General features: G+C 64.9%; 24 protein-coding genes and 2 pseudogenes. 15 read left to right on the forward strand and 11 right to left on the reverse strand.

The annotated features are described in order from the left end of the window. Positions 1-1,056: pseudogene (locus tag QM612_RS07730) on the forward strand (excinuclease ABC subunit UvrA); the annotation flags it as partial. Next, positions 1,056-1,469 carry an acyl-CoA thioesterase gene (locus tag QM612_RS07735; protein WP_415253319.1) on the forward strand — a complete coding sequence of 138 codons (414 nt, stop codon included), beginning with the start codon at positions 1,056-1,058 and terminating at the stop codon, positions 1,467-1,469. The pseudogene QM612_RS07730 and the gene QM612_RS07735, both read left to right, overlap by 1 nt. 69 nt (positions 1,470-1,538) lie before the next feature. On the opposite strand, the gene QM612_RS07740 is transcribed toward QM612_RS07735, so the two are convergent. Next, complete coding sequence (locus tag QM612_RS07740) at positions 1,539-1,967, reverse strand: copper chaperone PCu(A)C (protein WP_415253320.1); 429 nt, start codon at positions 1,965-1,967, stop codon at positions 1,539-1,541. A gap of 38 nt (positions 1,968-2,005) precedes the next feature. On the opposite strand from QM612_RS07740, the gene QM612_RS07745 reads away from it, so the two are divergent. Beyond that, positions 2,006-2,779 (forward strand): enoyl-CoA hydratase/isomerase family protein, encoded by a 774-nt coding sequence (locus QM612_RS07745; RefSeq protein ID WP_415253321.1) that lies wholly within the window; start codon positions 2,006-2,008, stop codon positions 2,777-2,779. A gap of 102 nt (positions 2,780-2,881) precedes the next feature. On the opposite strand, the gene QM612_RS07750 is transcribed toward QM612_RS07745, so the two are convergent. The 3 genes and pseudogenes from QM612_RS07750 to QM612_RS07760 all read right to left on the reverse strand — a co-directional run bounded on the left by QM612_RS07750 (position 2,882) and on the right by QM612_RS07760 (position 5,358). Then, positions 2,882-3,727 carry a sulfurtransferase gene (locus QM612_RS07750; protein WP_415253322.1) on the reverse strand — a complete coding sequence of 282 codons (846 nt, stop codon included), beginning with the start codon at positions 3,725-3,727 and terminating at the stop codon, positions 2,882-2,884. After that, a pseudogene (locus tag QM612_RS07755) lies at positions 3,727-4,538 on the reverse strand (NUDIX hydrolase). Before QM612_RS07755 ends, QM612_RS07750 begins: the two are co-directional and overlap by 1 nt. Positions 4,539-4,629: 91 nt before the next feature. Further along, a complete protein-coding gene (locus QM612_RS07760) occupies positions 4,630-5,358 on the reverse strand; it encodes an FKBP-type peptidyl-prolyl cis-trans isomerase N-terminal domain-containing protein (protein ID WP_415253323.1) in 729 nt (242 codons plus the stop codon). 208 nt (positions 5,359-5,566) lie between these two features. On the opposite strand from QM612_RS07760, the gene QM612_RS07765 reads away from it, so the two are divergent. Genes QM612_RS07765 through nth form a run of 3 tightly spaced genes read left to right on the forward strand, consistent with a single transcriptional unit; the run spans position 5,567 to position 7,465 of the window. Continuing rightward, positions 5,567-6,349: an enoyl-CoA hydratase/isomerase family protein gene (locus QM612_RS07765; protein ID WP_415253324.1), complete on the forward strand. Its 783-nt coding sequence runs from the start codon at positions 5,567-5,569 to the stop codon at positions 6,347-6,349. 28 nt (positions 6,350-6,377) lie between these two features. Continuing rightward, positions 6,378-6,773, forward strand: a complete 396-nt coding sequence (locus QM612_RS07770; RefSeq protein WP_415253325.1) for a hypothetical protein — start codon at positions 6,378-6,380, stop codon at positions 6,771-6,773. Next, positions 6,770-7,465 (forward strand): endonuclease III, encoded by a 696-nt coding sequence (gene nth, locus QM612_RS07775; protein WP_415253326.1) that lies wholly within the window; start codon positions 6,770-6,772, stop codon positions 7,463-7,465. The genes QM612_RS07770 and nth overlap by 4 nt, the downstream gene beginning before the upstream one ends. Before the next feature lie 189 nt (positions 7,466-7,654). On the opposite strand, the gene QM612_RS07780 is transcribed toward nth, so the two are convergent. After that, entirely contained in the window at positions 7,655-8,965 is a 1,311-nt protein-coding gene (locus QM612_RS07780) for a porin (protein ID WP_415253327.1), read from the reverse strand. Positions 8,966-9,202: 237 nt separating this feature from the next. Here QM612_RS07780 and pstS point away from each other — a divergent pair, with 237 nt between their 5' ends. From pstS to rnt, 9 genes are all read left to right on the forward strand, one after another. Beyond that, positions 9,203-10,222: a phosphate ABC transporter substrate-binding protein PstS gene (gene pstS, locus QM612_RS07785; RefSeq protein ID WP_415253328.1), complete on the forward strand. Its 1,020-nt coding sequence runs from the start codon at positions 9,203-9,205 to the stop codon at positions 10,220-10,222. Between the two features lie 16 nt (positions 10,223-10,238). Beyond that, positions 10,239-11,189 carry a phosphate ABC transporter permease subunit PstC gene (pstC, locus tag QM612_RS07790; protein ID WP_415253329.1) on the forward strand — a complete coding sequence of 317 codons (951 nt, stop codon included), beginning with the start codon at positions 10,239-10,241 and terminating at the stop codon, positions 11,187-11,189. After that, a complete protein-coding gene (gene pstA / locus QM612_RS07795) occupies positions 11,186-12,073 on the forward strand; it encodes a phosphate ABC transporter permease PstA (protein ID WP_415253330.1) in 888 nt (295 codons plus the stop codon). The genes pstC and pstA overlap by 4 nt, the downstream gene beginning before the upstream one ends. Positions 12,074-12,092: 19 nt before the next feature. Next, positions 12,093-12,908, forward strand: a complete 816-nt coding sequence (pstB, locus tag QM612_RS07800) for a phosphate ABC transporter ATP-binding protein PstB (protein ID WP_415253331.1) — start codon at positions 12,093-12,095, stop codon at positions 12,906-12,908. Further along, positions 12,908-13,612: a phosphate signaling complex protein PhoU gene (phoU, locus tag QM612_RS07805; protein ID WP_415253332.1), complete on the forward strand. Its 705-nt coding sequence runs from the start codon at positions 12,908-12,910 to the stop codon at positions 13,610-13,612. The genes pstB and phoU overlap by 1 nt, the downstream gene beginning before the upstream one ends. Positions 13,613-13,723: 111 nt before the next feature. Continuing rightward, positions 13,724-14,227, forward strand: coding sequence for a hypothetical protein (locus QM612_RS07810; RefSeq protein ID WP_415253333.1), 504 nt, complete (start codon positions 13,724-13,726; stop codon positions 14,225-14,227). A 4-nt stretch (positions 14,228-14,231) separates the two neighbouring features. Then, the gene (locus QM612_RS07815) at positions 14,232-15,050 is read left to right on the forward strand and encodes a DUF692 domain-containing protein (RefSeq protein ID WP_415253334.1); all 819 of its coding nucleotides are present in this window, start codon (positions 14,232-14,234) and stop codon (positions 15,048-15,050) included. Beyond that, positions 15,047-15,796: a DUF2063 domain-containing protein gene (locus tag QM612_RS07820; RefSeq protein WP_415253335.1), complete on the forward strand. Its 750-nt coding sequence runs from the start codon at positions 15,047-15,049 to the stop codon at positions 15,794-15,796. Before QM612_RS07815 ends, QM612_RS07820 begins: the two co-directional genes overlap by 4 nt. A gap of 9 nt (positions 15,797-15,805) precedes the next feature. Then, on the forward strand, positions 15,806-16,474 hold the full coding sequence (gene rnt / locus QM612_RS07825) for a ribonuclease T (RefSeq protein WP_415253336.1): 669 nt from the start codon (positions 15,806-15,808) through the stop codon (positions 16,472-16,474). 126 nt (positions 16,475-16,600) lie between these two features. Here the strand turns inward: rnt and QM612_RS07830 are convergent, their stop codons facing one another. The 6 genes from QM612_RS07830 to rnr form a co-directional block, all read right to left on the reverse strand. Next, complete coding sequence (locus QM612_RS07830; protein WP_415253337.1) at positions 16,601-16,903, reverse strand: BrnA antitoxin family protein; 303 nt, start codon at positions 16,901-16,903, stop codon at positions 16,601-16,603. After that, positions 16,884-17,198, reverse strand: coding sequence for a transcriptional regulator (locus QM612_RS07835; protein ID WP_415253338.1), 315 nt, complete (start codon positions 17,196-17,198; stop codon positions 16,884-16,886). Before QM612_RS07835 ends, QM612_RS07830 begins: the two co-directional genes overlap by 20 nt. 62 nt (positions 17,199-17,260) lie before the next feature. Beyond that, positions 17,261-17,524 (reverse strand): CBU_0592 family membrane protein, encoded by a 264-nt coding sequence (locus QM612_RS07840; protein WP_415253339.1) that lies wholly within the window; start codon positions 17,522-17,524, stop codon positions 17,261-17,263. A 26-nt stretch (positions 17,525-17,550) separates the two neighbouring features. Further along, positions 17,551-18,297, reverse strand: a complete 747-nt coding sequence (gene rlmB, locus QM612_RS07845) for a 23S rRNA (guanosine(2251)-2'-O)-methyltransferase RlmB (protein WP_415253340.1) — start codon at positions 18,295-18,297, stop codon at positions 17,551-17,553. A gap of 39 nt (positions 18,298-18,336) precedes the next feature. After that, the gene (locus QM612_RS07850) at positions 18,337-18,837 is read right to left on the reverse strand and encodes a hypothetical protein (RefSeq protein WP_415253341.1); all 501 of its coding nucleotides are present in this window, start codon (positions 18,835-18,837) and stop codon (positions 18,337-18,339) included. Positions 18,838-18,852: 15 nt separating this feature from the next. Next, positions 18,853-21,279, reverse strand: coding sequence for a ribonuclease R (gene rnr / locus QM612_RS07855; protein ID WP_415253342.1), 2,427 nt, complete (start codon positions 21,277-21,279; stop codon positions 18,853-18,855). Between the last annotated feature and the right edge of the window lie 178 nt (positions 21,280-21,457).

Consider the following 21,457-nt stretch of genomic DNA (forward strand, 5'->3'; position numbering starts at 1 on the left):
AACCCGCCCAACCGCAAGATGCTGCTGAAGCTGAAGGGCGCGCGCGGCAACAACCTCAAGAACGTCGATCTGGAAATCCCGTCCGGGCTGTTCACCGCGATCACCGGCGTGTCCGGCTCCGGCAAATCAACGCTCATCAACGACACGCTGTACGCGCTGGCGGCGAACGAAATCAATGGCGCTTCGCACACGCCTGCGCCACACAAGGACGTCATTGGGCTGGATCTGTTCGACAAGGTCGTCGATATCGACCAGTCGCCGATCGGGCGCACGCCACGCAGCAATCCGGCCACCTACACCGGCCTGTTCACGCCGCTGCGCGAGTTGTACGCACAGGTGCCGGAAGCGCGCGCGCGCGGCTACTCGCCGGGGCGCTTCAGCTTCAACGTGCGCGGCGGCCGTTGCGAAGCCTGCCAGGGCGATGGCCTCATCAAGGTCGAAATGCACTTCCTGCCGGACGTGTACGTCCCCTGCGACGTGTGCGCCGGCAAGCGCTACAACCGCGAGACGCTGGAGATCCTGTACAAGGGCCACAGCATCCACGACGTGCTGGAAATGACGGTGGAAGACGCGCTGGAGTTGTTTGCGCCGGTGCCATCCATCGCCCGCAAGCTGGAAACCTTGATGGACGTGGGCCTGTCCTACATCAAGCTGGGCCAGAGCGCGACGACATTGTCTGGTGGTGAAGCGCAGCGGGTGAAACTGTCGAAGGAACTTAGCCGTCGCGATACCGGGCGCACCCTGTACATCCTCGACGAGCCGACCACCGGCCTGCACTTCCACGACATTGAAGCGCTGCTGGGCGTGCTGCACAAGCTGCGCGACGACGGCAATACCGTGGTCGTCATCGAACACAATCTTGATGTCATCAAGACCGCCGACTGGGTGATCGATCTTGGCCCCGAGGGCGGCCATCGCGGCGGGCAGATCATCGCCACCGGCACGCCGGAGGACATCGCGGCGAATCCGGCATCGCACACCGGGCGCTTTCTTGCGCCTTTGCTCCAGAAAAATGCGGCAGGCTCGCCATCCCGCAGGAAAAAGAAGGCCGACGCATGAGCCAGAGCTTCCGCATGCCGATCCAGTTGCGCTGGAGCGACCTGGATGCATTCAACCACGTCAACAATGCGCGCTACCTGACCTTCCTGGAGCAGGCGCGCATCGAGTGGTTCGAAACCATCGGCGAGCCGTGGGTGACCGAGGAATCCGCGCCGGTCGTGGCTTCGGCCACGCTCAACTTCAAGCGCCCGATCGAATATCCGGCCAACGTGTCCGTCGAGCTGTTCACCGAGCGATTGGGCAATACCAGCGTGACGATCGGCCATCGCATCGTGGCCGACGACGGCACCCTGCATTGCGATGGCAACGTGGTCGCGGTGTGGGTGGATCGCCGCAACGGCAAGCCGACACCGCTGCCGGCGGCGGTGCGGCGGGCGTCGGAAATGTTGTTGCCCGCAACGCTCCTGTAGCTCCCGTAGCTGCCGAGCTTGCTCGGCAGAGACTGCATGCGGAGCAAGCTCCGCATCTACGATTCAGCGTCACGGTGCCGGCTTGCGCGCCTCGAACTCGCCGATCACTTCGCGCCCGTCCTTCAGCTTGAACACCACGGCAACGCGGCTGCCCGGCTTCAGCGTTGCCGTGGGCTGCATCAGCATCAGGTGCAGGCCGCCGGGTTGCAGCACTGCGGCGCTGTCCGGCGCGATGCGCAGCTCCGGCACTTCGCGCATGCGGTTGACGCCAGCGACGACTTTCGACTCGTGCAGTTCCACGCTGCCGTAAGTCGGGCTGCTGGCTGACACGATGGTGGCCGGCATCGGGCAACGGTTGTCGATGCGGCCGAAACCGGCCTGCATCGGCATGCCACCGGGCATCAGGCGAATCCAGCCATCCTTCACCACCGGCGCGCAATCACGCGCGCAGGCGGACAGCGGCAGGCAGCACAGCAACAATGCGGTTCGAAGTTTCATCCGCCTATGATAGCGGCCACACGCAACGGAACCCGCCCATGTCCCTGATCGAAACCACCGTCCACGGCAACATCCACGAACTGCGGCTGGCGCGCCCGCCGGTCAACGCATTGAACCCGGAACTGTGCGAAGCCCTGACCCGCGCGCTGGCGGACGCACTGGCGAACGGCGCGCAGGGCATCGTGCTGGCGGGCGGGCCGAAGGTATTTTCGGCGGGACTGGACGTGCCCTATCTGCTGTCGCTGGGCGATGACCGCGCCGCGCTGCTGCAGGCATGGGAAGCCTTCTTCGCCGCTGCGCGCGCACTGCTTGCAAGCCCGGTGCCGGTGGTCGCGGCGATGGCCGGCCACGCCCCCGCAGGTGGCTGCGTGCTGGCGCTGTGCTGCGACTACCGGATCATGGCGCGCTCTGATGACGATGCCCGTCCGTTCCGCATCGGCCTGAACGAGACGCAGGTGGGGCTGGTTGCGCCGGAGGGCATACAGGCGCTGCTGGCACGCGCGGTTGGGCCGCATCGCGCCGAACGCCTGCTGGTGGCCGGCGCGATGCCGGATGCCGCCGAAGCCCTGCGCATCGGCCTGGTGGACGAGTTGACCGGCATCGACGACGTGGCGACCCGCGCCCGTGCATGGCTGGCAGAACTGCTGCGGCTGCCACACAAGCCGATGCTGGAAACCCGCCGCATCGCCCGCGCCGCCGCGATCGATTGCCTGCGCGAGGAACGCATCGACCTGCCCCGCTTCGTCGCTGCGTGGATGGAGCCGGACACGCAGGCCGGGCTGCGCGCGATGCTGGCGCGAATCGGGAAATAAACGCCGGACATGTAGATGCGGAGCTTGCTCCGCATGAACCTCAAAGCAACTGCAGCACCTGCTCCGGCGGACGGCACAGGCGCGCGCCGTTGGCGTCGCCACTCATGGCCCGGTGGCGATGCGGCGGTTGGGATCGGCGATCCAGCCGCTCCACGAGCCGGTGAACAGCTTCGCGCCGCGCAGGCCGGCGCGTTCCATCGCCAGCAGGTTGTGGCAGGCGGTCACGCCGGAGCCGCACATCATCACGGCATCAAGCGGCTCGCGCCCGCCCAGCAGTGCGCGGAACTCGTCGGCTAGTTGCGCCGGCGGCTTGAAGCGGCCATCGGCCAGATTCTGCGCATACGGGCGATTGATCGCGCCCGGTACATGGCCGGCCACGCGGTCGATGGGTTCTTCTTCGCCACGAAAACGCGCAGGCGCGCGCGCATCGACCAGCACGCCACCGCCTTCGACATGCGCTTGCGTGGCTGCGGCATCCAGCAGGCGGGTGCCATCGAAATCACCGCGATAGATGCCGGAAGCCGCTACATGCGGCGTGCTGGAAAGCGGCAAGCCCAGCGCAATCCAGCGCGCCCAGCCGCCATCCAGCACGGCCACCTTCTCGTGCCCAAGCGTGCGCAGCAGGAACCACAGGCGCGCGGCGAAGGCACCGTCGCCATCGTCATAGGCAATCACCTGCGAAGTGGGCAGCACGCCCCAGCGCGACAGTTTTTCGGTGAACGCTGACGCCTGCGGCCATGGATGACGGCCTTCGCCCTGCCGCGTCATGTCGGAAAGATCACGTTCCAGATGCGCGTAGGCCGCGCCCGGCAGGTGCGAGCGCAGGTAGGACTGCTCGCCCAGGGTGGGATCAAGCAGCGAGAACCTGCAATCCAGGATCACAAGATCGGTGCGTCCCAGCGCGATGGACAGGGTTTCGGCCTGCACCAGCGTGTTCCATCCGGCCATCAGGGCCTCCCGTGTTCTGCTTGCCGCAGGCGTTCGCGCAGGTTGTACAGGATCGAGGCCGTCACGCCCCAGATCCGCTGCGGCTGGTAGCGGTATTGGAACACATGGCGCGTACGCCCACCGAAGTGCAGCTCGATCCGTTCCAGCATGTCCGGGTCGAGCAGCATGTCCAGCGATACCTCGAAGACCTCGGCTACCTCGGACGGATCAGGCCGTGGCTGGAATGCGGGATCGACCAGCACCACCGCCGGCAGCACGCGGAAGCCGGTGATCGTCAGCAAGGGATCAAGGTAACCAAGCGGTTTGACCTGCGCGGGCAACAGGCCGACTTCCTCCATCGCCTCGCGCATTGCCGCGTCAGCGGGGCTGGGATCGAAAGCTTCGATGCGGCCACCGGGGAAACTGACCTGCCCGCCGTGGTGGCGCAGTTGCTCGTTGCGGCGGGTCAGCAGCACACCCGCGCCGTCCGCACGCGGAATCACGCCCACCAGCACCGCTGCCGCCTGTGGCTCGCCATCACCGAGCAGGCCTTCCAGTTCGTGCTGGTTCCACGGCGCACCCGGCGGCGGTGCATCCAGTGGATGCACGGCGGCACGCAGGCGTGCGACAAGCGCGTCCATCAGCCGGCCTCGCGACGTGCTGCGCGCTCGGGCAGCACCTCGTCCATGAAGCGCAGGCGCGCATCGTCATCCATCACCGACCACGCGGCGATCTCGTCACCGCTGCGATGACAGCCCGCGCACAGGCCTTCATCGTCCAGCATGCAGATGCCGATGCAGGGACTGAGCACGGCGTGGTACGGATGGGTCATGGCATGCATCGTACAGACAGAGTTCGTGGCCCTGAAACGCGATGCGCCGGCATCGCCGGCGCATCGGAACAACACAACAGGACAAGCGTGCTTACTTCACGCTGCCCAGTTCGATCTGCAAGGCGATGGCGTGCTGCGCGAGCTGCTGGTTCTGATCACCACTCTTGCCCGGCGGGATGACCACTTCCCACACCGCGCCCTGCTGCATCAGCGGCAGGGTTTCCTTCAGCGCCGGGATCGGGGCGTCGGAGACCTTGAACGGCTGCGGCGTCTGCACGTTGCCGTTGAGCGGCACGCCAACCGCGGCAAGGAAGCTGCGGAATGCGATCTGCACGGTGCTGTTCTGGGTGGCCTTGGCACCGGTGCCCGGCTTGGCGATGCGGTACATGATGCCGCTGGGCAGTGTCACCACGCCCTGCTGCGTCTTGTACTTGGCGATGAAATCGGCGGACTGTGCCTGATTGTCAGCCAGCGCCTTGCGGAAGGCTTCCTGCGCCTTCTGCTCCATGCGCTGCTGGAAGCCGGAATAAGCCGTGGCCAGTTGCTGCTCGGTATAGGCCGGCTGCTTCTTGGCATAGGCATCCTGCAGGCCGCGCACCACGGTGGCGATGTCAATCGGCTCACCGGAGTTCAGCAGTTCCTGGCCAAGCGACCAGCCGAAGGCATAGCTGGCGTGGGTCTTGTCCACCACCGGCGCTTGCGCGGGAGCGGCTGGTCGGGCGGCGGGAGCTGCGGAAGCAGCCGGCTTGGTCTGCGCCGAAGCAAGGCCGGCAGTCAGGGACAGGGCCGCCACGGCGACGGCAAGGGAACGCAACTTCATCCACGACCTCATTTGATGATCGGGTCGCCTGCGGCGACCCCGGGGTTCCGGCGGATGCCGGAAGGGTATGTCTGCAACCGGTCTGACCGCACCGGCAGGACACGCTAGGATACTGGCCGCAGTCCTTAACCGCCACTGAGGCTCTGCGTCCGACAGGGATATACGGAAAAAGTTCCCGCAACCGGACGCCAACGCCACGGAAACCCGCATGACCGACGCCCTTTTGCTGATCCGCGATGCCGATGGCATCCGCACCATCGCCATCAACCGCCCCGACAAGCTGAACGCCCTGAATGCGGCCACCCTGGACGCGCTGGACACCGCCTTTGCCGATGCCGCCGCCGACGCCAGCGTGCGCGTGGTGGTGCTGACCGGCAGCGGGCCGAAGGCCTTCGTGGCCGGTGCCGACATCGCCGAAATGAACGCACTGACGCCGGTGCAGGGCCGCGATTTTTCGCTGCGCGGCACCCGCATGATGCGCCGCGTCGAAAAGATGCCGAAGCCGGTCATCGCGATGGTCAATGGCTTCGCGCTGGGCGGTGGGCTTGAACTGGCGATGAGCTGCCATCTGCGGATCGCCGCCGATACCGCCAGGGTCGGCCAGCCGGAAATCAATCTTGGCCTGATCCCCGGCTTCGGCGGCAGCCAGCGCCTGCTGCGCCTGTGCGGGCGCGCGGCGACGCTGGAGCTGTGCCTGACCGGCGCGCCGATCACTGCCGAACGCGCGTTGCAGCTCGGCATCGTCAACCGGGTGGTGCCCGCTGCCGATCTGGAAGCCGACACCATGACGCTGGCCGCGCAACTTGCATCCGCCGCACCGCTGGCGCTACGCGGAATACTGGACTGCGTGAACATCGGCGGCGAATGCGGGATCGAGGAAGGGCTGGAATACGAAGCCGCGCAATTCGGGCTGGTGTTTTCCACGCAGGACATGCGCGAAGGCACCAGTGCCTTCCTCGAAAAGCGCAAGCCGGCGTTCAACGGAAAATGAGATAACCGTTATTCCGGCGAAAGCCGGAATGACGAGCAAGAAGCACATGCCATTCGCCCAGTGCCCACATTGCAAATGCGCCTGCGCCGATGACAACGGCGCGCACGCCCTGCTCGCGGCGCTGCGCGAGGATGATCTGGATGCCGCGCTCTCGCTCGGCCTGCTCGAAGCACAACCCTGCCCCGGCTGCGATGCGGACTGCAACGCAGGCCTGATCGAAGCCCGCGATGCACGCCGCTTCGCGCTTGCAGCACGCGACCGGTATCGCGCCCGCGCCGCACGGCTGGCGCGGATCAAGGCCGAACGCGATGCCGCCCGCCGCCCGGCAGTTGCGGCAACGTTGCAATCAGCACCGGCCCTGCCCTCTGCCGCTGCCAGTGCGCTGGCACGCGCGCTGGCGAAGGCGAAGGAACGCCGCAAATGAGTGCCACAAAAAAGTCGCGTCCCGCGCGTGGCAGCAAGCTGACGGCGGGCGAGATCGTCGAACTGTTCACCCGCCTGCTCGCTGCCAACCCGCATCCCACCACCGAACTGGAATACACCACGCCGTTCGAGCTTCTGGTGTCGGTGGTGCTGTCCGCGCAGGCCACCGATGTTGGCGTCAACAAGGCCACGCGCAAGCTCTATCCGGTCGCCAACACACCCGCCGCGATCCTCGCGCTGGGCGAGGACGGGCTGAAGCGCTACATCAACACCATTGGCCTGTACAACGCCAAGGCGGCGAATGTGATCGCGCTGTGCGGGAAGCTTCTGGAATTGCACGATGGCGAGGTGCCACGCACGCGCGAAGCGCTGGAAGCGTTGCCGGGCGTGGGCCGCAAGACCGCGAACGTGGTGCTCAATACCGCCTTCGGCGAGCCGACCATCGCGGTGGATACCCACATCTTCCGGGTGTCGAACCGCACCGGGCTTGCACCGGGCAAGGACGTGCGCACGGTGGAAGACAAGCTGGTGAAACTGGTGCCCGCCGAATTCGCGCACGACGCCCACCACTGGCTGATCCTGCACGGGCGCTATGTGTGCAAGGCGCGCAAGCCGGACTGCGCACGCTGCATCGTCCACGATCTGTGCCGCTGGCCGGAGAAAGGCCCGTCGGCGCAGCCTTGTGTCGCATGAGATTGAGCCTTTGAATCACCGACGCCGGATGGGGGTGATCGGCTTCGCACACATCCCCCATCCGCCTTCGGCACCTTCCCCCTCAAGGGGGGAAGGAACAGCAAAAGTCCTCGCCAAGGAGGCTTTCACCCGCAAAACGACAACGCCCCGCACTTTGGCGGGGCGCTGCGTGCCGGATGACGATGTCGATCAGAACGCGAACTGCGTGCGCAGGGCGATCTGCGAGGGCGCATCACCCGTCTTGTCGTTCTTGCCCCTGGTGTAGTTCAGCATCAAGCGCATGTTGGGATTGACGTAGTAGTTCAGGCCGATCAGCGCGGCACTGGTCTTCATGTCCGCCACGTCGTCATTCTCCATCACGTCATAGCGCGCGGTGACTTCCCACAAGCCGGACTCACCCACCTGCGGCGAGCCGAACACGCCGGTCGTGGCCTTGTACGCCTTCAGGCCACCATTGAGCATGAAGCTGCCCTGCACGTAGTAGGCGTTCACGTCCTGCGAGCTGCCACCTGTCTGGCCGAAGCGGGCGCGTGCGTATTCCGACTGCACGAAGAACGGGCCATTGCGGAATGCGGTTTCCAGCCCGAAGGTATCGACCTGCGAGTCGTTGGTGCCGCTTGCTGCCGTGGTGGTGGCAATGGTCTGCGACGGGCCACGGCGACCGGCGTAATTGGACACCGCCGAGAAGTTCGGCGCGCCCTTGTTGAGGTTCTCGTGGCTGTACGAACCGCCCAGATGGAAGGTGGTGGTGCCGGTATCGATCGGTGCCCAGGTTGCACGGCCAGAGAAGCCCACGCCTTCCGTGCGCGCGGTGGGCGCGCTGCGCAGGTTGAAGGCACTCACGCCCAGCGTGTAGTTGCTGCCGGCGCGCAGGTAGCCCACGCCCTGCTGGAACTGGCGACCGCTGTAGATACCGGTGGCTGATGTGCTGGGGCGTTCCATCATCAGGATTTCGTTGGAGCTGGTCAGCTCTTCCATCGAGCGGTACGGCTTGAAATGGCCGATGGTCAGCTTGCCGCCCGGCATGTTGCGGGCGATGTAGAGGTCGCGGAAACCGTCCAGATTGCTGCCGGCGGCGAAATCGTTCTCGACCTTGTACTCCCAGCCATACGCCTTGCCGGACAGGGTCAGGCGCGCGCGGCGGAACTCGGTGGTGTCGGTGTTGGATGCCACATCGCTGTTGAAGCTGTAGGCATCGAACTGGATGCGCCCGCCCAACGAGGCTTCGAACTTCTTGTCCGCCGAGGTCACCTTCAGGCCACCCTTGGTCTCCATCTTGGTGCTGTTGTTGGTCAGGTTGTCGAGCTGGGTGGCGGTATCGACATTCACATCAGACTGCGCATCGGTACGTGTCTGCAGTTCATCCACCTTCGCGGCCAGTTCGGCCAGTTGCTGCTTGAGTGCGGCGATTTCCTGGTCGCGTGCGTCCTGCGCACTTGCATGGAAACTGGTGACGCCCAGCGCCAGGGTCACGGCGAGGGCAAGGGTTTTGCGTTGCATGGATGGCTCCGGAAAAGGTGGCGTGATGGCGTGCCGACGCACTGCAGGCCGCCGGGACTGCGCGAAAGACTGAAGGCCGAATCTGACAATCCCGTGTCAGCGCCATGGCGGCGTGATGACAGGCGCGCACGCCATCCACTGTCATCAAATTGTCATTTCAGCGACACCGGGGCGTCATCCGCCGACCGTGAAATGCCGGCCAACGCGGCATATCGCCCGCGCAACCAGAGAGCTTCCATGTTTGCTTCGACCCGACTCCGTCCCGCCGTGCTGGCGCTTTCGCTGCTGTTTGCTGCCACCGCCTCCGCCAATGATGTCACCGGCGCAGGCGCATCCTTCGTGTATCCGGTCATGTCGAAGTGGTCGGCCGACTACGCCAAGGCCACCGGCAAGCAGGTCAATTACCAGTCGATCGGTTCTGGCGGCGGCATCGCCCAGATCAAGGCGGGCACCGTTGATTTCGGTTCGTCCGATGCACCGATGAAGCCCGAGGAGCTGAAGAAGTTCGGGCTGGCACAGTTCCCGTCGGTGATCGGCGGCGTGGTGCCGGTGCTGAAGGTGCCGGGCGTTGTTTCCGGCGCGATGAAGCTGGACGGCGACGTGCTGGCCGACATCTTCCTGGGCAAGATCACCAAGTGGAACGATCCGCGCATCGTCGAACTCAATCGCGGCATCACCCTGCCCGACCTGAAGATCACGGTGGTGCGCCGCTCCGACAGCTCCGGCACCACCTTCAACTTCGCCAATTACCTGTCCAAGGTCAGCCCGGAATGGAAGGCCAGCGTGGGCGAAGGCACCACGGTGAAGTGGCCGGTGGGCATCGGCGGCAAGGGCAACGAGGGCGTCGCCGCCTACGTCAAGCAGATCAGTGGCGCGATCGGCTACGTGGAACTGTCCTACGCGCTGCAGCAGAAGCTGACCTACAGCCGCCTGAAGAATGCCGACGGCAACTACGTGAACCCCAGCGACGAAACCTTCTCCGCCGCTGCCGCCAATGCCGAATGGGGCAAGGCCAAGGACTTCTACCTGGTGATGACCAATGCACCGGGCGCAAACAGCTGGCCGATCACCGCGACCAATTTCATCATCATGTACAAGAAGCCAAAGAACGCGCTGGGCGCGAAGAACGCCAAGGAGTTCTTCAACTGGGTCTATGCCAACGGTGATGCGCAGGCCAAGTCACTGGACTACGTGCCGCTGCCGGATGCGCTGGTGCAGCAGATCGAGAAGTACTGGTCCGTCGAGATGAAGTACTGAGCGGGCACGACGGGCAATGAGCGCCATCGCCAACCGCGACGCCATCGACGCGCGCAATGACAAATACTTCCGCTGGCTGCTGACCGCCACCGCCGTCTTCGTGCTGGTGACACTGGCGGGTGCGGCGCTGTCGATGCTGTGGGGCGGACGCAGCGTGCTTGCGCATGAAGGCATCGGTTTCTTCATCTCCAGCGACTGGAACCCGGTCGAGGACAAGTACGGCGCGCTGGTGCCGATCTACGGCACCGTGGTGACGGCGCTCATCGCCATGCTGATCGCGGTGCCGGTGAGTTTCGGCATCGCCTTCTTCCTGACCGAAGTCGCCCCGCGCTGGATGCGCGGCCCAGTCGGCACGGCGATTGAACTGCTGGCCGGCATCCCGTCGATCATCTACGGCATGTGGGGCTTCTTCGTGCTGATGCCGGTGATGCGCGAATACATCATCCCGTGGCTGGACGAAAACGTCGGCCCGCTGCCGGTGATCGGCGCATTGTTCCGTGGCCCGCCCATCGGCGCGGGCATGCTGACCTCCGGCATCGTGCTGTCGATCATGGTCATTCCGTTCATCTCCTCGGTGATGCGCGAGGTGTTCCTGACCGTGCCTTCGCGGCTGAAGGAATCGGCCTATGCACTGGGCGCGACCAAATGGGAAGTGAGCTGGGACATCGTGCTGCCCTATACGCGCCGCGCGGTGATTGGTGGCGTGTTCCTCGGGTTGGGACGTGCGCTGGGCGAAACCATGGCGGTGGCCTTCGTGATCGGCAACAGCGTCGGCTTCACTGCTTCGCTGCTGGAGCCTTCCACCACGATTGCCGCCCTGATCGCCAATGACTTCGGCGAAGCGACGGAAACCTATCGCTCGGCGCTGCTGCTGCTCGGCTTCGTGCTGTTCATCGTCACCTTCGTGGTGCTGGCCATCGCCCGCCTGATGTTGATGCAGCTTGCGCGCAAGGAGGGCAACCGATGAGCGCCATCACGCTTTCCGCGCGTGACCGCGCCGCCGCTGCGCTCTACCGCAGGCGTCGCATCACCAACATCATCGCCATCACCCTGGCCTGTGCCGCAGCCGTGTTCGGCCTGATGTTCCTGGGCTGGATCCTGTGGACGCTGTTGTCCAAGGGCATCGCCCACCTGGGCCTTGCGCTGTTCACCCATGACCAGCCGCCGCCGCTGGAAGCCGGCGGCTTGCGCAATGCCATCATCGGTTCCTTGCTGATGTGCGGCATGGGCGTGCTGATCGGCACGCCGCTGGGCATCGCTGCGGGTACGTGGCTGGCCGAGTTCGGCAACCATCGCAAGCTGGGCACGGTGGTGCGTTTCGTCAACGACATCCTGTTGTCGGCACCGTCGATCGTGCTGGGCCTGTTCGTGTATGCCGCCTTCGTGATGAATACCGGCGGCAATTTCTCCGCCGTGGCCGGTGCGTTGGCGCTTGCCTTCATCGTGCTGCCGGTGGTGGTACGCACCACCGACGAGATGCTGCGGCTGGTGCCGGTGCAAATGCGCGAGGCCGCACTGTCACTCGGCGTGCCGCAGTGGAAGGTCACGATGCAGGTGCTGTACCGCAGCGCCCTGCCCGGCATCGTCACCGGCGTGCTGCTGGCGCTGGCACGCATCAGCGGCGAGACCGCGCCACTGCTGTTCACCGCGTTCGGCAACGAGTTCTTCAGCCTTGATGTCTCCGGCGCGATGAGCGCGGTGCCGCTGGTGATGTACAAGTTCGCCGGCTCCGGCTTCGAGAACTGGGAGCACCTGGCATGGGCCGGCGCGCTCCTGATTACCTTGTTCGTGCTGGCGATCAGCCTTGGCGCACGCGCCATCCTGCTGCGCAACAAGGTGGCAAATGACTAACTTCCTGCGGACAGATTCCATGAATGACGCACGCTTCGCCGTCGCCACGCCCGTGCGCGATGCCACACTCCAGGCCGCACCGCCGGTGAAGATCGCCGCGCGCGACCTGAACTTCTGGTACGACAGGTTCCACGCGGTCAAGCACATCAACATGGACATCCCCGAAAAGCGCGTGACCGCGCTGATCGGGCCGTCCGGCTGCGGCAAATCGACGCTGCTGCGCGTGTTCAACCGCATCTACGCCCTGTACCCGAAGATGGAAGCCAGGGGCGAAGTGCTGCTGGATGGCGAGAACATCCTCGATCCGAAGTACGCGATGAATCGCCTGCGCAGCAAGGTCGGCATGGTGTTCCAGAAGCCGGTGCCGTTCCCGATGACGATCTACGAAAACGTGGCCTACGGCATTCGCCACCACGAACGCCTGAACAAGGCCGACATGGACGTGCGCGTCGAGCAGGCGCTGCGCCAGGCCGCGCTGTGGGACGAGGTCAAGGACAAGCTGAAGGAAAGCGGACTGGGCCTGTCCGGTGGCCAGCAGCAACGGCTTTGCATCGCCCGCGCGGTGGCACTGCGGCCAGACGTGCTGCTGCTGGACGAGCCGACTTCGGCACTTGACCCCATCTCCACCGGGCGCATCGAGCAACTGGTCGAGGAGCTCAAGCAGGAGTTCACCATCATGATCGTGACCCACAACATGCAGCAGGCTGCGCGCGTGTCCGACTACACCGCCTTCATGTACCTCGGCGACCTGATCGAACACGGCGCGACCGAGCAGATCTTCTCCAACCCCGGCAAGCAACAGACCGAGGATTACATCACAGGGAGGTTCGGCTGATGAACGAACAACACAATCACATCGTCAAGAGCTACGACGAGGAACAGCGCGGACTGCTGGACGAACTGATCCGCATGGGCCACATGTCGGTGGCGCAACTGGACGCAGCACTGGACGTGGTCGAACGCCGCGACGACAAGGCCGCCGAGCGCATCATCGCCAACGACGACGCCATCGACGCACTGGAACAGCAGGTCAACCACGACGTGATCCGGCTGATCCGGCGCGGCCCGCTGGCCGGCGACTTGCGGGTGATCCTGGCTGCACTGCGCGTTGCTTCCGACATCGAGCGCATCGGCGACTACGCGGCGAACATCGCCAAGCGCTCGATGGCACTGAACCTGGCCCCACCGCTGCCGCACACGCGCGGGCTGGATGCGCTGGGCCGGATGGCGGCGCGACAGGTGCGCGACGTGCTGGATGCCTACGTCAACCGCGACGGCGAGGCCGCACTGCGCGTGCGCGCGAACGATGCCGAACTGGACACGCTCTACACCGGCCTGTTCCGTGAACTGCTGACCTACATGATGGAAGACGCGCGTGCGATCACGCCCTGCACGCACCTGCTGTTCATGGCCAAGAACCTGGAACGGATCGGCGACCACGCTACCAACATCGCCGAAAACGTCTGGTTCCTGATCCACGGCGAGGAACTGATGCCGCCCCGCGACAAGCGCGACGAAAGCAGCACGGCGGTGGTGTGAGCGGCCCGTCCTGCGGATGAATGGGCAGCTGGCACGCCGTTGCTGGCCGCTTCACGCAACAGGCGGTAGGATCGCGCCACCTGTCACGCGCAGCCGCGCAAGGAGCACACGATGACGCATGCCCGCAAACCCCTCGCACTGGTGATCGGTGCCACTGTCGCCACCCTCGCTGCCGGTTCGCTGTTCTCGATGGATGCCATGGCCGGCGGCTACATGCAGGACGCCGCCAAGACCACTTCCGCCGAAGGCAAGTGCGGTGAAGGCAAATGCGGCGAAGGCATGAAGCAGGCCGCTGCCGCCAAGGCCAGCCACGAAGGCGGCTGCGGCATCGCGAAGATGGATACCGACCAGGACGGCCGCATCTCGCGCGCGGAGTTCGCCGCTGCCCACGATGGCAAGGATGAAAAGTTCGCATCGCATGATGGCGACGGCGACGGCTTCATCACCCAGGCCGAGATGGACAAGCACCACGCCGACAAGACCGCCACCGAAGGCAAGTGCGGTGAAGGAAAATGCGGCGAGGGCAAGTGCGGCGGCAGTGCGGACGCCAAGCCTGCCGCCAAGACCACGCCTGCCCACGACACGCCCAAGAACGCAATCCGCAACCTCAAGTGATGCCATGCCGGTTAGCCTCGCTGGTGCCGGCCTTGGCCTGCGCCGTGCATTGCTGGACGCATTGATCGAAGCGCCTGCGGGCGCTTTCGATTTTCTGGAATGCGCGCCGGACAACTGGATCGGGGTGGGCGGCAGGCTGGGCGACAAGCTGGCCGAGTTGTCATCCCGTCATCCGCTCAGTTGCCATGGGCTTTCGCTGTCGCTGGGTGGCCCCGATCCGCTGGATGCCGACTTCCTGCGCAAGACCCGCGATTTCCTCGACCGCCACCATGTCGCGCTGTACAGCGAGCACCTGAGCTATTGCAGCGCGGATGGTCATCTGTACGACCTGCTGCCGATTCCCTTCACGGATGAAGCCGTGCGCCATGTCGCCGCACGCATCCGCGACGTGCAGGACGCACTCGGCCGGCGCATCGCCATCGAAAACGTCAGCTACTACGCCGCACCATTCCAGGCATTGAGCGAAATCGACTTCATCAACGCCGTGCTGATCGAAGCCGATTGCGACCTGCTGCTGGACGTGAACAACGTCTTCGTCAACGCGATCAACCACGGCTACGACGCACGCGCCTTCATCCAGGCGATGCCGACCGCGCGTATCGCAAGCCTGCACATCGCGGGTCATTTTGACGAAGCCGACGACCTCAAGATCGACACCCACGGCACTTCGGTGAAGGACGATGTGTGGGCGCTGCTGGGCTTCACCTATGCCACCCACGGCGTCCGCCCCACCCTGCTGGAACGCGACTTCAACATCCCGCCACTGGCCGAATTGCTGGGCGAAATCGAACGCATCCGCCACCTCCAGCGTGATGCCGCATGAGCACGCTGCACGAACAACTGGGCGTACTCGCCGCCCATGTGCGCGACCCGCAGGCAAATGCCGGGCCGCCCGGCATCGAGTCGCGCCGGCTGAAGATCTACAGCGACCTCGTCTTCAACAATCTCGACGGATTGCTGGCTGGTGGCTTCCCGGTCATCCGCAAAACGCTGGGCGATGCCGACTGGCACGCGCTGTTGCGCCGCTTCCTCGTCGCCCATCACAGCCGCACGCCTTTGTTCACGGAACTTGGGCGCGAGTTCATCGCCTTCCTCGAAGCCGAGGCCGCGCCCGACCCCGCGCGCCCATGGCTTGCGGAACTGGCGCACTACGAATGGGCGGAACTCGGCCTGCAACTCAGTGAAGCCACGCCGCCAACGCATGATCCCAATGGCGACCTGCTGGCTGGCATTCCAGTGCTGTCACCGCTGGCATGGCCGCTGGCCTACCGCTGGCCGGTGGATCGCATCGGGCCTGACTTCCAGCCCACGCTGCCACCGCCGGAACCAACACTCATCCTGCTGCGGCGCGAAGCAGACGGACGCATCCATTTCTCCAAACTCTCGCCGCTGCTGTACCGGCTGCTGGAATTGGTCGAAACCAATATCTCCGCGAACGGATGCGAGCTGTTGCGGCAACTGGCGCATGAGGCCGGGCAGCCCGATTTCGATGCATTCCTGCATGAAGCCACGCCGATGTTGCAGCGCCTGCACGATGAAGGCGTGCTGATCGGCACGCGGATCGCTTAACCTGTCACGATGAGCGAAACCCAAGCAACACCCGCCTTCAAGCCGATGATCGAACGCTTCCGGGGCTATCTGCCGGTGGTCGTCGATGTGGAGACAGGCGGCTTCGACTGGAACAAGCACGCCCTGCTTGAAATCGCGGCGGTGCCCATCGAACTGGACGCGGCCGGGTGCTACGTGCCTGGCGAAGTCGCGCACGCGCACATCGCCCCTGCGCCCGGCACCAGCATCGACCCGAAATCACTGGAAGTCACCGGCATCAAGGTCGGCCACCCGCTGCGCGGCGAAGTGACAGAGCGCGAAGGGCTGGACAAGGTCTTCGTGCCGATACGCGCGGCGGTCAAGAAGTACGGCTGCCAGCGCGCGATCCTGGTCGGCCACAACGCCCACTTCGACCTCAATTTCCTCAATGCGGCGGTTGCGCGCGTCGATCACAAGCGCAACCCGTTCCATCCATTCAGCGTGTTCGACACGGTGACGATGGCCGGCCTTGCCTACGGGCAGACCGTGCTGGCACGCGCGGCGTTTGCCGCCGGCCTTGGCTGGGATCCGGCGCAGGCGCATTCGGCGATGTACGACGCCGAGCAGACCGCGCGGTTGTTTTGCGCGATTGCGAACGCATGGCCGCAATGCAATTCACCAGCGAGCGCCGCACCCGAAGCGGCTCGGGACACGCCGTGAATACGTCCATGTAGGCTAATCGGCGCCCTCCATGGCGCCGATTGTCCCTTCGCTCGCCCCGGGTACGCCGCTCGGTACATGGCGTACTCGACGCATGTGGGCACCGATGCCACGGGCACAACAGACTTACAACGCGAAGCGCTCCCGCAGGATGGTGTTCACGCGGGTCTGCCAGCCATCGCCGGTGGCACGCAGTACGGCCAGCACGTCCGGGTCGATGCGCAGCTTCACCGGCACCTTCGCGTCAGGCTTGGTGCTGCCAACAGGTCGCCCGCGCTTGCGAGCTGCGATGGTTTCCGGCGTGTGTACGGCAGCGAATTCGCCGCGTTTGGCCTGTGCCAGCGATTCGCGCAGTCCGGGCAGCGCTTGCCCAGCATCCTTCTCAATGGCCTTGGCCGCCTTGTTCACATCAAGATTTTTCAGCGCCATGTTTCGCACTCCTTATTTGCCTGGTCGGCAAATTGCCACGCTCGGCCTTCGCATAGACGGCGATCAGCACCACCAGCCCATCTGACAACAAGTTGAAATAAATCACCCTTGCTCCACCGCGCTTGCCGTGCCCCGACGCAGCCCAGCGCACCTTGCGCGCACCATCCGAGCCAGGAATCACATCACCCGCTTCCGGGTTGGCCGCGATGAAGTCGATGAATCCTTCGTACTCACTCGTAGTCCACACCTTGGTGGCCTGTGCGCGGAACTCAGGGGTTTCAACCACGGTGTACATAATTTAACCGTACCCCCGGATAATTTTGAAGTCAACCATGCCTGCATCCTGCCGACGTATCGCTACCGTGTCGGCGTCTCCACCTTCGCCCTGAACGACCGCGCGATGCCGTAGAGACTGACCAGAACCCAGGCCACTTCCAGCAGGAACACCGAGATATTGAACTTGCCCCATAGCGAGACCAGCACGCCTGCCGCACCGAACAGGTTGAGCAACTGGTAGGTGATGCGGTTGCCATGGATGCGCCCGGCCTGCAGCAGATAGAACGCGCTCAGGATCATCAGCGTGCCGGCGATGCCGACCCAGTCGTACCACTGCATGTTCATCGTTTCGTTCTTCCTAGGGTTGTGATTCAGGTTTGCCGCTGGCGCACGGCTTCAAACAATGCGACGCCGGTTGCCACCGAGACGTTGAGGCTCTCGAAGCCGCCCGGCATCGGAATCTTCACCAGCTGGTCGCAGTTCTCGCGGGTCAGGCGGCGCAGGCCTTCGCCCTCGCTGCCCATCACCAGCGCGACGTTGCCTTTCAGGTCGAGCGCATACAGCGAAGCGTCCGCCTCGCCTGCCAGCCCGTAAATCCACATGCCGGCCTTCTGCAACTCGCGCAGCGTGCGCGACAGGTTGGTCACGCTGAACACCGGCAGCGTGTCCGCCGCACCCGCCGAGGTCTTGCGCACGGTGGCGTTGAGCTGCACCGCCTTGTCCTTCGGGATCACCACCGCCGTCGCGCCCGCCGCCGCCGCGCTGCGCAGGCAGGCACCAAGGTTGTGCGGATCCTGCACGCCGTCCAGCACCAGCACCAGCGCCTTGCCTTCGGCAGCTTCGATCAGCGCCGGAAGTTCATGCTCGTCCCACGTTTTTGCCGCCGCATAACGCGCCGCCGCGCCCTGGTGGCGCACGCCACCGGCCACGCCGTCCAGCGCCTGCTGCGCGACCCGGCGCACGTCGATGTCCTTGCGACGGGCTTCCTGCTCGATGTCGGCGATACGCGGGTTCTTCGACCCGGCTTCCAGCAGGACTTCGCGGACGTGCTCGGCGTCGTGCTCCAGCGCGGAAGCTACCGCGTTCAGGCCGACGATCCATTGGGAGGATTTGCTCATGGCGTGATTATCGCGGAACAAGCCCGCAAACGCCCGCCATCACGGTTTGGGCCGGAACGCTTCCGCATTGGCGACCCGTCCCCTCAGCACGGATGCCCACAGCACCTGCTGTCGTTCACGCGGTAGCGAGCGCCAAGGCACGAGCCTGATGCCGGCGAGCTTGTAGTCTCCGCTGGCTTTCATTGCATCGTAGTTTTCCCGGAACGTGACGATATGGACGTTCTCGCACTCGATGATAGTGCGAATGAACTCCATCTTGTCCGGCTTCGCTCGTTCAAGATGAGTCGCCACGAGAGAAGTTAGCGTCGTCTGCAGACGCTTGTGGTGCTCCAGCCGGAGCACGGAATCATGTTCGTTCGCGGCCCGCCACGACACCTTTCCGGAGAAGTGGCGGATCCTCCGGCTCAGCTTCCCGGCACGGACATGCGTGTACCAGGCTCGGGCCATGCTTGGGGAGATATTGGAGCGGGCCGCCAGCCACATGACTTCTTCATAGACGGCAGACAACTCCGCTTCCAATGCAGGATCAATCCCCGTCATGCGGCACCCGAGCCATCAATACCGCTGCTTCTGCCGCTTGGCCGGCTTGCCGCGTTCCGGCAATGGCTTCATGCCGCCCTCGCCTTCAACCAACCGGAAGTCGATCTTCCGATCCTCCACGCTGGCCTTCAGCACCACCACGCGCACGCGGTCGCCAAGGCGATATTCGTGGCCGCGACGTTCGCCGGTCAGCGTCTTGCGCACGGCGTCGAAGTGGTAGAAATCGCGCGGCAGCTGGGTGACGTGTACCAGCCCGTTGACCTTCGATTCGTCGAGTTCGATGAACAGGCCGAAGCTGGTCACGCCGCTGATGGTGCCGTCGAACTCCTTGCCGACGTGTTCCTCCATCCATGCCGCGCGGTAGCGCTCATCGACTTCGCGCTGGGCCTCGTCGGCGCGGCGCGAGCGCTCGGAGCATTGCAGCGACAGCGCGGCCATCTCGTGCGGTGAATAGGCATACGTCGCAGGCGCGCCGCCGGCCAGCGCGTGCTTGATCGCGCGATGTACCAGCAGGTCGGGATAGCGGCGGATCGGCGAGGTGAAGTGCGCGTAGGCCTCCAGCGCCAGCCCGAAGTGACCGATGTTGTCCGGCGCATACACCGCCAGCGACTGGCTGCGCAGGATGACGGTTTCCAGCAAAGCGGCATCGGGACGCTCGCGGATTTTTTCCAGCAGGTTGCGGAAATCCTTCGGCTTCACCTTCGCCCACGGCGGCATGCGCAGCGTGAACTCCTTGAGGAACTCCTCGAGGTCGGCGTATTTCGACTCGGGCGGTTTGTCGTGGTCGCGATACGGCGCAGGAATGCGTGCCTCCATCAGGTGCAGCGCCGCCTGCACGTTGGCGGCGATCATGCATTCCTCGATCAGCTTGTGCGCGTCGTTGCGCTGGAGCATGCCGGCCTGGGTCACCGCGCCCTTGGCATCCAGCACGAAGCGCACTTCGCCGCTTTCAAACTCGATCGCGCCGCGCTTTGCACGCGCCTTGTCGAACACCTTGTAGAGCTGGTGCAGGCGCTGAATCTGCGGCAGCAATGGGCCGATCTTCGCAAGCGCCGCGCTGTGGTCATCCTCCAAAATGCCCTCGCCCACCGCGTTCCACACATCGGTATAGGTCAGGCGCGCATGCGAGTGCATCACCGCTTCATAGAAACGCGATTCGCGGACGATGCCGTCGCGCCCCACCTGCATGTCGCAGCAGAAGCACAACCTGTCCACCTTCGGATTGAGCGAGCAGATGCCGTTGCTCAGCGTCTCCGGCAGCATCGGCACGACGAAGCCGGGGAAATACACCGAGGTCGCGCGCAGCTGCGCCTCGTCATCCAGCGGCGTACCCGGGCGCACGTAATGCGACACGTCAGCGATGGCGACGATCAGGCGGAAGCCGTCCCTGTTCGGCTCGCACCACACCGCGTCATCGAAATCCTTCGCATCCTCGCCGTCGATGGTAACCAGCGGCACGCTGCGCAGATCAACGCGCCCGGCGATTTCCGCCGTCTGCACCTCCAGCGGCACGGCGGTGGCCTGCGCCAGCACTTCAGGCGGGAACACATGCGGAATGTCGTGGCCGTGGATCGCCGCCTCCACCGCCTGACTGGCCGTGAGCTTGTCGCCCAGCACCGCCAGCACCTTGCCGATGGGCGGGCGATGCGCGTCCTGCGGCGTCACGATTTCGGCGACCACCAATTGCCCCGGCTTTGCGCCGTTGCGTGCGTCCTGCGGAATCATCACGTTGCGCTGGATGCGCTTGTCGTCCGGCACCACGTAGGCGATGCCGAGTTCCTCGGTGTAGCGGCCCAGCAGGCGGGTCAGGCGGCGCTCCAGCACCTCCACGATCACCACCTCGCCACGCCCGCGCCGGTCGATGCCGGTGATGCTGGCGACCACGCGGTCGCCGTGCGCGACCTTGCGCATCTCGTAGGGCGGCAGGAACAGGTCGTCGCCGCCCTTTTCCGGGCGCAGGAAGCCGAAACCATCGGGATTGGCGATCACGCTGCCGGTCACCAGGTCACGCAGCTCGGTCGGCACGAAACCACCGCGCCGGTTCTTCAGCAACTGGCCGTCGCGCACCATCGCATTGAGCCGTTTTTCCAGCGCGTCGAAGCGATCCGGCGCAGTCAGCGCCAGTTTCTGCGCAAGCTGGTCGGCATCCAGCGGCCCGTCGCTTGCCGCCAGCACCTGCAAAATCATCTCGCGGCTGGCAATCGGCTCGGCGTAGCGCTGCGCCTCGCGCTGTGCATGCGGATCGAAGCTGGGCGGCTTGGGCGAATGGCGCGGTTCGGATGCACGCCGCGCGGATTTGGCGGATGGCGATGCCGCCGATTCCGGCATCCACGGCGGCAGCTTCGGCTTCTTGCCGGGCGATCGGGTGGACTTGCCGGCGGGCGACTTGCCCCCGGTGCCCTTGCCGCGGCCTGCGCCGCGCTTGCTGGGTGGTTTGCTCATGCAGCGATGGTACAGGCCACGACACGATGCTTGCGTGCATGACGCATCCGCCTGTTGACATGGACGCGCGGCTTCCGGAAAATGCGCGGCTCGCACCTGCCCAGGTGGCGGAATTGGTAGACGCACTAGTTTCAGGTACTAGCGGGTAAAACCGTGGAGGTTCCAGTCCTCTCCTGGG

Source organism: Thermomonas sp., assembly GCF_047606765.1.
Lineage (GTDB): Bacteria > Pseudomonadota > Gammaproteobacteria > Xanthomonadales > Xanthomonadaceae > Thermomonas.

What these genes read in the sequence shown, in the direction of transcription:
- QM612_RS07735 (WP_415253319.1), top strand. Translation starts at nt 1,056, where the DNA reads ATGAGCCAGAGCTTCCGCATGCCGATCCAGTTGCGCTGGAGCGACCTG.
- QM612_RS07740 (WP_415253320.1), bottom strand. Translation starts at nt 1,967, where the DNA reads ATGAAACTTCGAACCGCATTGTTGCTGTGCTGCCTGCCGCTGTCCGCC.
- QM612_RS07745 (WP_415253321.1), top strand. Translation starts at nt 2,006, where the DNA reads ATGTCCCTGATCGAAACCACCGTCCACGGCAACATCCACGAACTGCGG.
- QM612_RS07750 (WP_415253322.1), bottom strand. Translation starts at nt 3,727, where the DNA reads ATGGCCGGATGGAACACGCTGGTGCAGGCCGAAACCCTGTCCATCGCG.
- QM612_RS07760 (WP_415253323.1), bottom strand. Translation starts at nt 5,358, where the DNA reads ATGAAGTTGCGTTCCCTTGCCGTCGCCGTGGCGGCCCTGTCCCTGACT.
- QM612_RS07765 (WP_415253324.1), top strand. Translation starts at nt 5,567, where the DNA reads ATGACCGACGCCCTTTTGCTGATCCGCGATGCCGATGGCATCCGCACC.
- QM612_RS07770 (WP_415253325.1), top strand. Translation starts at nt 6,378, where the DNA reads ATGACGAGCAAGAAGCACATGCCATTCGCCCAGTGCCCACATTGCAAA.
- nth (WP_415253326.1), top strand. Translation starts at nt 6,770, where the DNA reads ATGAGTGCCACAAAAAAGTCGCGTCCCGCGCGTGGCAGCAAGCTGACG.
- QM612_RS07780 (WP_415253327.1), bottom strand. Translation starts at nt 8,965, where the DNA reads ATGCAACGCAAAACCCTTGCCCTCGCCGTGACCCTGGCGCTGGGCGTC.
- pstS (WP_415253328.1), top strand. Translation starts at nt 9,203, where the DNA reads ATGTTTGCTTCGACCCGACTCCGTCCCGCCGTGCTGGCGCTTTCGCTG.
- pstC (WP_415253329.1), top strand. Translation starts at nt 10,239, where the DNA reads ATGAGCGCCATCGCCAACCGCGACGCCATCGACGCGCGCAATGACAAA.
- pstA (WP_415253330.1), top strand. Translation starts at nt 11,186, where the DNA reads ATGAGCGCCATCACGCTTTCCGCGCGTGACCGCGCCGCCGCTGCGCTC.
- pstB (WP_415253331.1), top strand. Translation starts at nt 12,093, where the DNA reads ATGAATGACGCACGCTTCGCCGTCGCCACGCCCGTGCGCGATGCCACA.
- phoU (WP_415253332.1), top strand. Translation starts at nt 12,908, where the DNA reads ATGAACGAACAACACAATCACATCGTCAAGAGCTACGACGAGGAACAG.
- QM612_RS07810 (WP_415253333.1), top strand. Translation starts at nt 13,724, where the DNA reads ATGACGCATGCCCGCAAACCCCTCGCACTGGTGATCGGTGCCACTGTC.
- QM612_RS07815 (WP_415253334.1), top strand. Translation starts at nt 14,232, where the DNA reads ATGCCGGTTAGCCTCGCTGGTGCCGGCCTTGGCCTGCGCCGTGCATTG.
- QM612_RS07820 (WP_415253335.1), top strand. Translation starts at nt 15,047, where the DNA reads ATGAGCACGCTGCACGAACAACTGGGCGTACTCGCCGCCCATGTGCGC.
- rnt (WP_415253336.1), top strand. Translation starts at nt 15,806, where the DNA reads ATGAGCGAAACCCAAGCAACACCCGCCTTCAAGCCGATGATCGAACGC.
- QM612_RS07830 (WP_415253337.1), bottom strand. Translation starts at nt 16,903, where the DNA reads ATGGCGCTGAAAAATCTTGATGTGAACAAGGCGGCCAAGGCCATTGAG.
- QM612_RS07835 (WP_415253338.1), bottom strand. Translation starts at nt 17,198, where the DNA reads ATGTACACCGTGGTTGAAACCCCTGAGTTCCGCGCACAGGCCACCAAG.
- QM612_RS07840 (WP_415253339.1), bottom strand. Translation starts at nt 17,524, where the DNA reads ATGAACATGCAGTGGTACGACTGGGTCGGCATCGCCGGCACGCTGATG.
- rlmB (WP_415253340.1), bottom strand. Translation starts at nt 18,297, where the DNA reads ATGAGCAAATCCTCCCAATGGATCGTCGGCCTGAACGCGGTAGCTTCC.
- QM612_RS07850 (WP_415253341.1), bottom strand. Translation starts at nt 18,837, where the DNA reads ATGACGGGGATTGATCCTGCATTGGAAGCGGAGTTGTCTGCCGTCTAT.
- rnr (WP_415253342.1), bottom strand. Translation starts at nt 21,279, where the DNA reads ATGAGCAAACCACCCAGCAAGCGCGGCGCAGGCCGCGGCAAGGGCACC.